Genomic DNA, 12929 nt, shown 5'->3' on the forward strand with positions numbered 1-12929 from the left:
AAGGCGGTGCGATCAGCCGAGCAGGCTTGAGAATCTCACCGAGTAGATCCGGTCCCTGCCGAGCAGATGGGCTATCAGCGCGCCTTTGTCGAACAGGCCGTGCATCGCCTTGTGGCGAAGGTCGAGACCGCCGCTCATGACACCGAAGGCCGGCATGAGGAGGCGGGCGCCGTCGGTGGCAAAGCAGGGGCGACGGATGGATCTTTCGCGCCGGCGCACGGTCGCCGACGGGTGCAGGTGTCCTGATATTTCGCCCTTTTGCAGGCCGTTCTTCGGCTCATGCCGGAAAGTCAGGCCGGCATAATGGATCTCGTCGGAGGAAACGCCCGGCAGATCGACGATGCCGTCAGGATCATGATTGCCATTGATCCAGATCCATTCACGACCGCGCGCCATCTCGACGATCGACGCGCGGAAATTTTCGGGCAGATGCCTTGAGCCGATGCGGTCGTGGAAATTGTCGCCGAGCGAGACCACGAGCTTCGGATCATAACGCGAGATAACGGCGGCAAGCACGGTCAGCGTCGCCAGCGTATCGTAAGGCGGCAGCATCATGCCGCGGCGCGCGAAGGCCGCCCCTTTTTCGAGATGCAGGTCGGAGACGACGAGCAGGCCGGCATCCGGCAGATAGAGGGCGCCGAGTGGATCGCAGACCGCGGCGGTGCCGTTCACCGATGTCTCGACGCCCGGTATCGCGGCCAGTCCCGATATGTCGCGCGCCAGCGCCAGGCGGTTCATCACTCTCGTCGTTTCCAAATCATCGTCAGGCCAGAGCTTCGGCGATCAGATCGTCCGCCGCTTCGGCCAGCAGCGCGTCGTGGGCCTCGCCCGGCACCGCTTCTCGTCCGATCTCCAGCATCACCGGCACGGCGAGCGGGGAAATATGGTCGAGGGCGCGGTGGGTGATGTGGCCCCTGATTCGTCTCAGCATATCGCCAAGACGGCCAATATCCAAAAGTCCCGTCGCCGCATCCTGGCGCGTTGCCTGCAGCAGGATATGATCCGGCTCGTGGCTGCGCAGCACATCGTAGATCAGATCGGCGGAGACGGTGATCTGGCGGCCGCTCTTTTCCTTGCCCGGATGACGGCGCTCGATCAAGCCTGCAATCACGGCGCAATTGCGGAAGGTGCGCTTCAGTAGGAAGGATTCGTCGAGCCAGGCCTCCAGATCATCGCCGAGCATATCCTCGTCGAAGAGGTCGGAGAGGCTGAGCCGGCCATTGCGGATCATCAGCCCCATATCCTCGAGACCCCAGATCGCAAGGGAATAATCGGTGGCGACGAAGCCGAGCGGCTTGGCGCCGGCCCGCTCCAGCCGGCGGGTCAGCAGCATGCCGAGCGTCTGGTGGGCGAGACGGCCTTCGAAGGGATAGGCGACCATATAGCCGCGGCTGCCGCGCGGGAACGTCTCGATCAGGAACTCGTCGCGCTTCGGCAGCATCGACTTGTCCTTTTGCAGCGACAGCCAGTCGCGCACCTGATCCGGCAGGCGCCTCCAGCGGTCGGGATCGGCGATCATCGCCCGGACCTGCTCGGCGAGATAGGTCGACAGCGGAAACTTGCCGCCATTGTAGGACGGGATCTTCGGATCGAGCGAGAAGGCCTGCGACGCCAGGCATTCGTTTTCGCGAATCCCCTCGAAGCGCAGCACCTTGCCTGAGAAGATGAAGGTATCGCCCTGCGACATCTGCTCGAGGAAATATTCCTCGACCTTGCCGAGGGTAGCTCCGCCGCGGCCGATCCTGCCGCCCTCCCCGCGCTTGACCATGCGGATGTTCAGCATCGGGCTTTCGACGATGGTGCCGAGGTTGAGGCGATATTGCTGGGCGACGGCAGGATTGGAGACGCGCCAGCGCCCCTCCTTGGTCTTGCGGATGCGGGCGTATCGCTCGTAGGTTCTGAGCGCGTAGCCGCCGGTCGCGACGAAATCGACGATGCGCTCGAAGGTTTCCCACGTCAGATCGGCATAGGGCGAGGCACTGGTGACCTCATCATAGAGTTCCAGCATGTCGAAGGGCTCGGCGCAGGCCATGCCGAGCACGTGCTGGGCGAGCACGTCGAGCGCGCCGCGGCCGACGGGCGGGGTATCCTGTGCGCCGATATAATTGGCGTCGAGTGCGGCCTGACACTCCATGACCTCGAAACGGTTGGCAGGCACGAGGATCGCCTTCGAGGGCTCGTCCATGCGGTGATTGGCACGGCCGATGCGCTGGGCGAGACGCGAGGCGCCTTTCGGGGCGCCGACATGAATGACGAGATCGACATCGCCCCAGTCGATGCCGAGATCGAGGGTGGAGGTGGCGACAACGGCGCGCAGTCGGTTTTCCGCCATGGCCGCCTCGACCTTGCGGCGCTGAGCGACATCGAGCGAGCCGTGGTGAAGCGCGATCGGCAGGTTGTCGTCATTGATCGTCCAGAGCGCCTGGAAGAGCATTTCAGCCTGGCTGCGGGTATTGACGAAGAGCAGCGTCGTTTGGTGTTCGACAAGCTGCTTGTAGACATCGGGGATGGCGTATCGGGCGGAATGGCCGGACCAGGGGATATGCTCCTCGGTCGAAAGGATCGAGATATCGGGCTTGGCGCCCCCTTCGACGACGACGAGGCCAGCGTGATGCTCGCTCCCCTCCTCCTGTCCGACCAGCCATTTCTGCAGGTCCATCGGTTCGGCGACGGTTGCTGACAGGCCGATGGTCTTCAGGCCGGGAGCAAGGCGGCGCAGGCGGGCGAGGCCGAGCGAAAGCATGTGGCCGCGCTTGGAGGTGACTAGCGAATGCAGCTCGTCGAGGACGACATATTTCAGGTCCTTGAAGAAACGTTCGGCCTCCCTGTTCGCCAGAAGCAGGGCGACCTGTTCCGGCGTCGTCAGCAGAATATCAGGAGGGTTGAGCTTCTGGCGCTGGCGCTTGGCATTCGGTGTGTCGCCGGTGCGGTTTTCGACGGTGACGGGCAGACCCATCTCCTCGACCGGCTTCATCAGGTTGCGCTCGATATCGATGGCAAGCGCCTTCAGCGGCGAGACATAAAGCGTATGGATGCCGGTAAAGGCGGAGCCGGGCGGGATCCTGCCGCGGCGGGTGAGATCGGTGAGCGAGGGCAGAAAACCGGCGAGCGTCTTGCCGGCGCCGGTCGGGGCAATCAGCAAGGTGCTTTCGCCGGCCTCGGCGCGGGCAAGCAGTTCCAGCTGATGGGCGCGCGGACGCCAGCCCTTTTCCGCAAACCAGCGGGTAAAGGCGGCAGGAAGTGAGGCGCGGGCTTCGGAATCGATCTGGTCCACGCCCTGAAGGTAGTGAAAAGCCGGGGAAAAAGAAGAGCGTCCTGCCGTTCACATAGCGATATAGCGGTCCTTGCGGTGGTTGATCGCGAGCGTGAGGTTGAGAACCAGCGCGCCGAGCACAGAGCAGGCAATGATGAAAGGGCTGGCGACGAAAAAGGAGAGCGCCAGGACGATGCCGTCGAAGCCGAGCTGGACGAGGCCGGCGCGCCAGCCGAAGCGATCCTGCAGATAGAGGGCAAGGATGCCGATACCGCCGAGGCTGGCGCGGTGACGGAAGAGCGCCAACATGCCGGCGGCGATAACGAGGCCACCGAACAGCGCACCGGCGACCGGATCGACATGCGCAATGGTGATGAAGCCGGAGACAAATTCGGACAGGGCCGACGTAAGCGCGATTGCCGCAAAGGTCTTGATGGTGAAGGCAAGGCCTAAACGGCGGAAAGCAAAATAATAGAAGGGCAGGTTCACGGCGAAGAAGCAGAGGCCGAAGCTGAAGCCCGTCGCATAATGGGCGAGGAAGGCAAGGCCCGCCGTGCCGCCGGCTAGCAGCCCGGCGCCGGAGAGAAGCGATACGCCGAGCACGGCGAGCATGCTTCCGGCGACAATGCCCTGGGCGTCGTCCAAGGGCGAGTGACGATCGGCGCTGGAATTCAGAAGATCTGCGAAGATGGTGGATGCCATGATGTTCCCCTGTCGGCTTTTCCGCCTTCTATCCCGCGCGGGAATAAAGGCAAGCGGTAAGCATGGAGGATGCCCCTCTTGACATCCGGGATAATCGTGGATATTTTTTATCCACGAACTGAGGAGCCGCTTTCATGAAGATGAGCGATGGCGTCGAGCAAGCCATTCACAGCGTTGCAATGCTTTCCGGCCTTTCCGAAGGCGGGGTGCTTTCGGCGGCTGCGCTGGCAGAATTCCACGGCGTTTCGACAAGTTATCTCTTGAAGCATCTGCAGGCGCTGTCGGGCGCCGGCATCCTCGATACCGTGCCGGGGCCAAAGGGCGGATATCGGCTGGGCAAGGCGCCGGAGGAGATTTCGCTGCTCGACATCCTGCTCGCAGTCGAAGGGCCGGCACCGGCCTTCCGCTGCGCCGAAATCCGCCAGCGTGGACCGCACCCGGTCTCCGATCGCTTCTTCGCCAAGCCCTGCAACATCAGTGCGGCGATGCTGCGAGCCGAACGGGTCTACCGGGCGGAACTTGCCAAGACGAGCATTGCCGATCTTGGCATCGAATTGAATGCTCTCGACGACGGATCGATCGCAGCCCGAGGCTGCGCCTTCCTTGAAATCCACGAACGCAAGACGGCTCGCTGAGCCCTAACCAAGGAGAAAGACCATGCAACCGCGTTTCAACTTCGCAAAAGCCGCTCCCGACGCCTACAAGGCCGTTGCCGCGCTCGAGCAATATGTCCAGTCTTCCGGACTGGAGCGCCGCTTCATCCACCTGATCAAGCTGCGCGCCTCGCAGATCAACGGCTGCGCCTATTGCGTCGATATGCATGTGAAGGAAGCCCGCCATGATGGGCTCAGCGAGCAATGGATCAACCTGATGTGCGTCTGGCGGGAATCGCCGATCTATGATGCCCGCGAACGCGCGCTGCTCGCCTGGGTCGACGCTGTCACGAACATCGCCAAGACAGGCGCGCCGGATGCCGACTACGAGGAGTTGAAGGCGCATTTCTCCGAGGAGGAGATGACCAAGATCACGGTGGCAATCGGTGCGATCAATGTCTGGAACCGGCTCGCGGTCGGCTTCCGCTCGCAGCATCCCATCGACAAGGTCACGAAGGCTGCGTGATAGATATCTGCTTGCAGAGAATTCATCCCGAAGACCGACCCGAAAAATCTCGGGTCGGTTGATATTTGGTCATTCGCGATCGGTCGTGGCTCGCACGGCGACGGCGTCAAACCTATTGCTTGAGAGGTCGATGCTGTTGAATAGGTCGCGGACGACTTTCGCGACTTCCTCCGCGGAAGCGCCTTTGGCGTATTCTTCCTGCATGCGGCGTCTCACAAGCTTTTCCAAATCTGACATAACTCACCTCATCAAATCCGGCGCGAGAGGAAGTGTCGCGCCGAGAAGCGTCACAGGCAAGTTACGTTTTGTTTAGAATGGCTTACCGTTCTGTAAGGTTAGGGCTAAAGCGCGATGTAGCGGTCGGCGCGATGGTTGATGGCGACGAAGAGGTTGAGAACGACGGCGCCGAGCACCGAATAGAAGACGACAGGCGGCGTGGCGACAAAGACGGCCACGGCAAGCACGCATAAATCGATGATGAGCTGGACGAGGCCGGCGCGGATGCCGAAACGTTCCTGCAGGTAGATGCCGAGAATGCCGACGCCGCCGAGGCTCGCGCGGTGGCGATAGAGCGCCAGCAGGCCGAAGCCGAGCAGCAAGCCGCCAAGAAGGGCCGCCCAGGCCGGATGGATGCTCGAAATGGAAAAGAAGCGTGACTGCACATCGGCAATCACCGACGTCAGGCCGATCGCAATGAAGGTCTTGACCGTGAAGGCCATGCCGAGACGCTTCCACGAGAGATAGAAGAACGGCAGGTTGAGCAGGAAGAAAGCGAGGCCGAAATTGACGCCGAAGGCATAATGCAGGAGGAAGGCCACACCGGCCGTGCTGCCGGTCAGCAGACCGGCGCTGGCAAGCACGTAGAGGCCGAGGGCTGCGACGAGGCTGCCGGAAAATATCCCCTGCACATCCTCAACGGTGGAGTGGCGCGTCGCGCTTGTGTTCCAGACGCCAAGGGCATTGATGAGCTGTGTCATGTCGCCAGTCTCCAACGGCAGACGAATTCGGGAGCGTCCGGCGAAGGTCCGGCGCGATGGAAATTTTCATCATGAAATGAGTTGGAGCACCGGCGTATCGCCGCGCTCGCTGCAGATATCTGTGCAATATCAGTCTTTTCGTATTTCGATCAAGCGGAATAGGTAAGCAATGTTGACCTATTCAAAAAACGCAAGAAATATTCGCTCATGCCGGCTTGCGCGCAAGGAACAGAATACCGGAAACCGGTTTTCCGCCATCTTTGCGAATGATCGTCTTGACGATCTTGAGGACTTCCAGGCCGTGCCGGGCGAGCAGCATCCTCACATAGGCCTCCGAATGGGCATAACGCAGCGAAGGAGCGAGATGGAAGCCTTCGCTCTCCCCTGCATCCTCGACGGAAAAGGCGATGTCGGCGCCTGATGCAGCGAGTTCTCCGAGGATGGCAAAGACGCTCTCGAGATTGCCGAGATACATCAGCACGTCAGCTGCCGTCACGAGATCGGCGCGATGCCGCGCCGCATCGGCAAAGACGCCGGAGAGATCGGGCGTAAGCGAAAGATCGGCCTGGGCGAGACTGTCATAGACCTGTTTCTCGGCGGCCTTCGCCAGCATGTTCTGCGAGAGGTCGAAGCCTTCGAGACGACCGACATCGGCGCGGATTTCCGGGCCGAGCAGGCCGGTGCCGCAGCCGAGATCGACGGCGCATTCGTAATGTCTGCCGGTGGAGGCGACGAGCGCTGCGAGCTTCTGCGGGACGCTGTAGTCGAGTTTTTCGACAAGGGCTGATTCGAAACGATCGGCATAGTCGTCGAAAAGACGCTCGACATAGCGGCTCGGCGGCCGGTCGGGTATCGCACCGTCGCCGAGAAGCGCGAGCTTGAGGGCGGCGCCGAAAATGTCGTCGGGGTCGAGGGCAAGCGTCCTGCGATAGGCCTCGATTGCGGCTTCACCCCCGCCCGCCTTTTCGCGATAGGTGGCCAGGCGAAACCAGCCGGCGGCCCAGGCGGGCGCGAGTTCGAGCGCCTGCTCCATCAGCTCGGCGGCCGCTTCCGGCTCGCCGCCTTCTTCGAGCATCCTGGCATAATCGGCGCGGCGGTCGGCGATGACGTCGCCTGAGGAAAGCTGGTGGGGCTGCATAAGTTGACCTTGGTTCGCCCGCATTTGGCTGCGGCCACAAAAAAACTCAAGTCCTATTTCAGTGGCGAAGCAGCCAATCCCGGAAAGGGCTTGCGGGCGGCGCGCCGCAACCTTATTCCAAGGGCAAACAGGAGATGGCGCATGTCCGATCAGGTGAACAAGTTCCTCGGCGATTCACTCGGCCGCACATTGGTAAAACTTATCGTGGTGTCGCTGATCGTCGGTTTCGTCATGACCGTTTTCGGCCTGACGCCGTGGAGCATCATCGATGGGGTCCGCGACTTCATCCTGGAGATCTGGCATCGGGGCTTCTCCGCACTCGGACGCGTCGGCGACTATCTCATCCTCGGCGCAACGATCGTCATCCCGCTCTTCGTCATCCTTCGCCTTTTCAGCTATCACAGGTAATATGACATCCATCGCTTTTTCCAGGCGCAGCCTGTTGCGTCTTTCCGGACTCGCGTTCGCCGCCGGCATTGCCGGCTGCACGACAACCCCGCGGATCGCCGGCACGCCGTCTGACGGCGAGGACGAAACGTCGAGCGTATTGCCGCTCGTCAACCAGTTGAGGGCGAAGAACGGCCTGCCGCCGCTTGCCGCCGATCCGGCGGCGCAGACCGCCGCCCTCTTCCAGGCGAAACGCATGGCGAGCGCCGGTAAGATGGCGCATCTGATGGGCATATCCGACAGTTTTGGCGCACGTGTGAAAGCAAGTGGTGTCCGACTGCCGGCGGCAGAGAATATCGCCTCCGGCCAGCAGAGCGTCGATGCGGTGGTGACGGCCTGGATCAACTCGCCCCATCACCTGGAGAATATGCTCGGACGTTATGACGGCCTCGGCGTCGCCGTCGCTCATAATACATCTTCCCGGAACCTGCCCTATTGGGCCATGGTGCTTTCCAGCCGAGGCGATTCCGCCTCGATATGAGGCAGGCATGGACACGCGCAGCAATAACCACACGCTGGCATTCGACGTAACGCACCGGCTGGTGCTCTCAATCGCCATTCCGATGACGCTCGGCTTCATGACGACGCCGCTGCTTGGGCTGACGAACACCGCCGTCGTCGGCCATATGGGCGATCCCGAAGCACTCGCAGGGCTTGCGATCGGCGCGATGCTCTTCGATCTCATCATGGGGAGCTTCAACTTCCTGCGCGCCTCGACGACAGGATTGACGGCGCAGGCCTATGGCCGGCGGGACCAGCACGAACAGCAGGCGGTCTTCTGGCGGGCGCTCATATCAGCGCTCGGCTGCGGGCTGGCGCTACTCTTTCTCTCACCGCTGCTGATTGCAGCGGGGTTGAGGCTGATGGGCGCGGAAGGAGCAATCGCCGAGGCGACCAGCACCTATTTCTCCATCCGCATTCTCGCCGCACCGGCGGCGCTGGCGAACTATGCCGTCCTAGGCTTCGTGCTCGGGCGCGGACAGGGCAATGTGGGCCTCCTGCTGCAGGCGATCATCAACGGCATCAACATCCTGCTTTCCATCTATCTCGGCCTGTCGCTCGGCTGGGGTGTCGCAGGGGTTGCCTGGGGAACGATGGCCGGCGAAACGGCCGGCGCACTGGCCGGACTCTTCATCGTGCTGCGCGGCTTCGGCAAGGCAGAGCGGCCGGCACGGGCGGAGATCTTTTCCAGGCATCGGCTGGCCGAGCTTTTTGCCCTCAACCGCGACATCCTTATCCGCACTTTCGTGCTGATCGGCGCCTTCACGATCATGACGCGGATCGGCACCAGCTTCGGTGCGGTGACGCTTGCCGCCAATGCCGTGCTGATGAATTTCTTCCTGCTGTCAGGTTATTATCTCGACGGGCTTGCCAACGCCGCCGAGCAGATCACCGGCCGGGCGGTCGGCGCACGATACCGGCCGGCCTTCGACCGAGGGCTGAAGCTTACGATCGTTTGGTCCTTCGGACTGGCGGCGCTTGCTTCCGCCTTCTTCTTTTTCGCCGGACCCTGGCTGATCTCAGTGCTGACGACATCGCCCGAGGTGCAGCACGCGGCCGAAACCTATCTGCCCTGGGCAGCGGTGACGGGGTTGACGGGCGCGCTTGCCTTTTTGATGGACGGAGTTTTCATCGGCGCGACATGGTCGGTCGATATGCGCAACCGCATGCTCATGTCCTTTGCCGGCTATCTCCTGATGCTCGCCGTTTTCGTGCCGCTCTTCGGCAATCACGGCCTTTGGCTGGCGATGAACGCCTTCCTGCTCTTCCGCGGCTTTTTCTTGGCCATGCTGGTGCAGCCGCGAGCCGATCAGACCTTCCGCGCCGCCCAGTAATCCAGCCTGGTGTCGCGCAGTTCGCGGATCGAGCCGGCCTTTTCACGGTCCAGGAGCGCGGAGAGGGCGCGGACAATATCGCCGGGCAGGCCCGGGCCCTCATAGACCATGCAGGAATAGAGCTGGACGAGATCGGCGCCCGCCCTGATCTTTTCCAGCGCGGTCTCGGCCGAGGAGACGCCGCCGACGCCGATGATCGGCAGACCAGGGCCGACGCGCTTGCGCATCCTGGCGAGCACGGAAGTCGACCTTTCGAAAAGCGGCACGCCGGAGAGGCCGCCCGCTTCCTTCGCCTGGCGCTCATCCTTGAGACCATCGCGCGACAGCGTGGTGTTGGAGACGATCAGGCCATCCAGCGCATGCGACAGCGCCTCGGCGGCGATATCGTCCATGCCTTCCTCAGTCAAATCAGGGGCGATCTTCAGAAAGACCGGGATCTTCCGGCCGGATTTCTCCGCCATCTCGTCGCGGGCTGCCAGCACGGCTGATAGTAGCGCCGCAAGGCTTTCGCGCGCCTGCAGATCCCGCAGGCCAGGCGTGTTCGGCGAGGAGATGTTGGCGGTGAAATAGCGCGCGACGGAATAGAAGCGGCGGATGCCGGCAACGTAGTCGGCGATGCGATCCTCGCTGTCCTTGTTGGCGCCGATATTGACGCCGATGATGCCATTGCCCTTCAGCGCGGCGAGGCGCCCGAATGCGGCATCATGGCCTTCATTGTTGAAGCCGAGGCGATTGATGACGCCTTCATCTTCCACCAGGCGGAAGATGCGCGGACGCGGATTGCCGGATTGCGGTTTCGGCGTCACCGTGCCGATTTCGGTAAAACCGAAACCGAGTTTCAGCAGCGCTTCCGGCACTTCGGCATTCTTGTCGTAGCCTGCAGCCATGCCGATCGGGTTTTCGAAGACAAGCCCGGCGACGGTTTGGCGCAGGCGCGGATCGGGGGCGACATGGCAGGCTGGCACGAGACCGGATTTCAGCGCGGCGATCGACATGCCGTGCGCCGTTTCCGGATCGAACAGGAAAAGACCCTTGCGGGCGAAACGCTTGAAAGGATCGATCATGGCTGCAGCTCCGGAAAGATGTGGGCTCCTGCTTCATCGAGCGGCAGCGGCGCCTCCCAGAGCACGGCCGCAAGCGGCAGATCGGCGTAAAGATGCGGGAAGAGATCGCCACCGCGCGAGGGCTCGAAAATGAGCTTATCGCCGAAACCCTCGCCATTGACCGCAATGAGCAGCAGGCCGGACTGGCCGGCAAAATGCAGGGCCGCGGTCTGCTTCACCTGGCCTGCCGTCGAGAAATGGATGAAGCCATCCTTGAGATCGATGCCGGCGCCATGAAAAATGCCGGTTTGTCTGGCTTCCTGCCAGAGCGCTTCCGTCACGATCTTGTAAAGGGTCGGTGTCACGGTCATCATGGTCTCACGATACGCTGGTCCTCAGTCATGAGCGCTTTGCCGGAAAGAGGCGGCGATGTCCACGCCCCGGCGCTTAAAACGGGGCCGCCACAAGCAAAATCCGGAGGATGAGACGATGAAAATATTGGTTCTCACGCTTGGCGTTAGTCTCCTGCCATTTGCGGCCATGGCGGCCGAACCCGATGCCAGCCGCTTCCAGCTGGAAAGGAGCGGCGATCATTTCGTCCGGCTCGACCGGCAGACCGGCGCGATGTCGATCTGCCAGGACAAGGACGGCGCTCTCGTCTGCCGCATGGCGGCCGACGAGAGGGCGGCCTATGAAGACGAGCTCGACCGGCTTTCAAAACGGGTGACGGCGCTGGAGCAAAACACCGCCCAGCGCGCACTGCCGAGCGATGCAGAGGTCGACCGCTCGATCAGCATCATGGAGCGGATGATGAAGAGTTTCATGGGGATGGTGAAGGAGTTCCAGGCCGAGGAAAACGCCAATCCCCTTCCGCAGAAGACGTGATCTGATATAGTCACGTCAGCGAGCATGCATGCACCGCTGAGGGGATGGCGGCGCATGCGGCATGATCGGACTCTTGGGAGGGAGTTTTCGATGCACGAACAGACCATCATCATTGCGGACGATCATCCGCTTTTCCGGGATGCGCTGCGCCAGGCGGTGATAGGCATGGAAGGCCGGCAGTCGATCGTCGAAGCCGGTGATTTCGCCGCCGCGCGCAAGGCGGCAGGCGCCCATGCGGACGCCGACCTGATGCTTCTCGACCTCGCGATGCCTGGTGTCAGCGGCTTTTCCGGCCTGATGGCATTGCGCTCCGAGTTCGCTAGCCTGCCGATCATCATCGTCTCGGCAACAGACGATGCAACGACGATCCGTCGGGCGCTGGAACTCGGCGCTTCCGGCTTCATCTCCAAATCCTCCGGCATCGAGGACATTCGCCGCAGCATACAGACGGTGCTTGCCGGCGATATCGCCACGCCGGAGAGCTACCGCGATGGACAGGAACAGGATCCCGACGTCGCCGACCTGATCCACCGTCTCCATACGCTGACGCCGCAGCAGAGCCGGGTGCTGACCATGCTTGCCGAAGGGCTGCTGAACAAGCAGATCGCTTACGAACTCGGCGTCTCCGAGGCGACGATTAAGGCGCATGTCTCGGCGATCCTGCTGAAACTCGATGTCGACAGCCGGACACAGGCGGTCATCCAGCTCGGCAAGATCAATATGGCGATGGTGGCCTGAAGCAAACCGTCCGAAACAGGATTTTATTCCTTTCCTGTCTTTACTCGGGCGGAACGGTCGGTTAATATTCCGCTCGGTTGAAGCGCGGCATTGGATGAGCCGCACGGGATCGGGCGCATCATGCTGTCACACGAGCAGATCTGGGGAGCGATCGACAGGCTTGCCGAACGGCACGACCTGACGCCGTCTGGTCTTGCGCGGCGCGCAGGGCTCGACCCGACATCCTTCAATAAATCGAAACGGCTTTCCGCAGACGGGCGGCTGCGCTGGCCCTCGACGGAATCGATCGCCAAGGTGCTCGATGCGACGGGGGCGAGCATGGAGCAGTTTCTCGCCTTCATGCGACCGGGCGGCAACCCTTCCGGGCTACCGGACGCGACGTTTGCGCCTCCGGGCAGCTCGATCCCCCTGCTCGGCTTTGCGCAGGCGGGCGCTGGCGGCTTTTTCGACGATGGCGGTTTTCCGGCCGGCCAGGGCTGGGACGTGGTGGAATTTCCAGCAGCGCCATCACAGAAGGCCGGCGTCTATGCGCTGGAGGTGCAGGGCGAGAGCATGATGCCGCTCTACCGCGACGGCGACGTGCTGATCGTCGAGCCGGGGGCGCAGGTGCGCCGCAACGACCGCGTCGTTGTGCGGACACGCGAGGGCGAAGTGATGGCCAAGGTGCTGCTGCGTCAGAGCCCGCGGTCGATCGAGCTCATGTCGCTCAATCCCGAACATCCCAACCGCACCCTCGATCTTTCCGACGTCGACTGGATCGCTCGCATCATCTGGGCCAGCCAATAGGAAGAT

At 62.3% G+C, this 12929-nt stretch carries 15 protein-coding genes; 8 read left to right on the forward strand and 7 right to left on the reverse strand.

Annotation, left to right across the window (positions count from 1 at the left end; all coding sequences use genetic code 11):
• Positions 1 to 12 precede the first annotated feature (12 nt).
• Genes pdeM through EFB14_RS11985 form a run of 3 tightly spaced genes read right to left on the reverse strand, consistent with a single transcriptional unit; the run spans position 13 to position 3955 of the window.
• A complete protein-coding gene (gene pdeM, locus EFB14_RS11975) occupies positions 13 to 738 on the reverse strand; it encodes a ligase-associated DNA damage response endonuclease PdeM (RefSeq protein WP_126825931.1) in 726 nt (241 codons plus the stop codon).
• A 25-nt stretch (positions 739 to 763) separates the two neighbouring features.
• Positions 764 to 3274, reverse strand: coding sequence for a ligase-associated DNA damage response DEXH box helicase (locus EFB14_RS11980; protein ID WP_126825531.1), 2511 nt, complete (start codon positions 3272 to 3274; stop codon positions 764 to 766).
• 48 nt (positions 3275 to 3322) lie between these two features.
• Complete coding sequence (locus EFB14_RS11985; protein ID WP_125842269.1) at positions 3323 to 3955, reverse strand: YitT family protein; 633 nt, start codon at positions 3953 to 3955, stop codon at positions 3323 to 3325.
• Positions 3956 to 4089: 134 nt separating this feature from the next.
• On the opposite strand from EFB14_RS11985, the gene EFB14_RS11990 reads away from it, so the two are divergent.
• On the forward strand, positions 4090 to 4590 hold the full coding sequence (locus EFB14_RS11990) for an RrF2 family transcriptional regulator (RefSeq protein ID WP_125842267.1): 501 nt from the start codon (positions 4090 to 4092) through the stop codon (positions 4588 to 4590).
• A 22-nt stretch (positions 4591 to 4612) separates the two neighbouring features.
• Complete coding sequence (locus EFB14_RS11995; RefSeq protein ID WP_126825534.1) at positions 4613 to 5074, forward strand: carboxymuconolactone decarboxylase family protein; 462 nt, start codon at positions 4613 to 4615, stop codon at positions 5072 to 5074.
• A gap of 341 nt (positions 5075 to 5415) precedes the next feature.
• Here EFB14_RS11995 and EFB14_RS12000 read toward each other — a convergent pair whose 3' ends face one another.
• Positions 5416 to 6051: a YitT family protein gene (locus EFB14_RS12000; RefSeq protein WP_126825537.1), complete on the reverse strand. Its 636-nt coding sequence runs from the start codon at positions 6049 to 6051 to the stop codon at positions 5416 to 5418.
• A 205-nt stretch (positions 6052 to 6256) separates the two neighbouring features.
• Positions 6257 to 7189, reverse strand: a complete 933-nt coding sequence (locus EFB14_RS12005; protein ID WP_126825540.1) for a class I SAM-dependent DNA methyltransferase — start codon at positions 7187 to 7189, stop codon at positions 6257 to 6259.
• Positions 7190 to 7330: 141 nt separating this feature from the next.
• Between EFB14_RS12005 and EFB14_RS12010 the strand changes: the two genes are divergently transcribed.
• Genes EFB14_RS12010 through EFB14_RS12020 form a run of 3 tightly spaced genes read left to right on the forward strand, consistent with a single transcriptional unit; the run spans position 7331 to position 9471 of the window.
• Positions 7331 to 7597 (forward strand): DUF6460 domain-containing protein, encoded by a 267-nt coding sequence (locus tag EFB14_RS12010; RefSeq protein ID WP_125842259.1) that lies wholly within the window; start codon positions 7331 to 7333, stop codon positions 7595 to 7597.
• Position 7598: 1 nt separating this feature from the next.
• Positions 7599 to 8117, forward strand: coding sequence for a CAP domain-containing protein (locus EFB14_RS12015; RefSeq protein ID WP_126825543.1), 519 nt, complete (start codon positions 7599 to 7601; stop codon positions 8115 to 8117).
• 7 nt (positions 8118 to 8124) lie between these two features.
• Entirely contained in the window at positions 8125 to 9471 is a 1347-nt protein-coding gene (locus EFB14_RS12020; protein WP_126825546.1) for an MATE family efflux transporter, read from the forward strand.
• Here the strand turns inward: EFB14_RS12020 and EFB14_RS12025 are convergent.
• Together EFB14_RS12025 and EFB14_RS12030 are read right to left on the reverse strand one after the other, a co-directional pair.
• Positions 9447 to 10535 carry a quinone-dependent dihydroorotate dehydrogenase gene (locus tag EFB14_RS12025; RefSeq protein ID WP_126825549.1) on the reverse strand — a complete coding sequence of 363 codons (1089 nt, stop codon included), beginning with the start codon at positions 10533 to 10535 and terminating at the stop codon, positions 9447 to 9449. The genes EFB14_RS12020 and EFB14_RS12025 overlap by 25 nt on opposite strands.
• Positions 10532 to 10885 carry a DUF952 domain-containing protein gene (locus EFB14_RS12030; protein ID WP_125842253.1) on the reverse strand — a complete coding sequence of 118 codons (354 nt, stop codon included), beginning with the start codon at positions 10883 to 10885 and terminating at the stop codon, positions 10532 to 10534. The genes EFB14_RS12025 and EFB14_RS12030 overlap by 4 nt, the downstream gene beginning before the upstream one ends.
• Before the next feature lie 118 nt (positions 10886 to 11003).
• Here EFB14_RS12030 and EFB14_RS12035 point away from each other — a divergent pair, with 118 nt between their 5' ends.
• The 3 genes from EFB14_RS12035 (at position 11004) to EFB14_RS12045 (ending at position 12923) form a co-directional block, all read left to right on the forward strand.
• The gene (locus tag EFB14_RS12035; protein ID WP_125842251.1) at positions 11004 to 11399 is read left to right on the forward strand and encodes a hypothetical protein; all 396 of its coding nucleotides are present in this window, start codon (positions 11004 to 11006) and stop codon (positions 11397 to 11399) included.
• 90 nt (positions 11400 to 11489) lie between these two features.
• Positions 11490 to 12137: a response regulator gene (locus EFB14_RS12040; RefSeq protein ID WP_125842249.1), complete on the forward strand. Its 648-nt coding sequence runs from the start codon at positions 11490 to 11492 to the stop codon at positions 12135 to 12137.
• Between the two features lie 120 nt (positions 12138 to 12257).
• A complete protein-coding gene (locus EFB14_RS12045) occupies positions 12258 to 12923 on the forward strand; it encodes a S24 family peptidase (protein ID WP_126825551.1) in 666 nt (221 codons plus the stop codon).
• The last annotated feature ends 6 nt before the right edge of the window (positions 12924 to 12929 follow it).

The organism is Rhizobium fabae (genome assembly GCF_003985135.1).
Taxonomy (GTDB): Bacteria; Pseudomonadota; Alphaproteobacteria; order Rhizobiales; family Rhizobiaceae; genus Rhizobium; species Rhizobium pisi.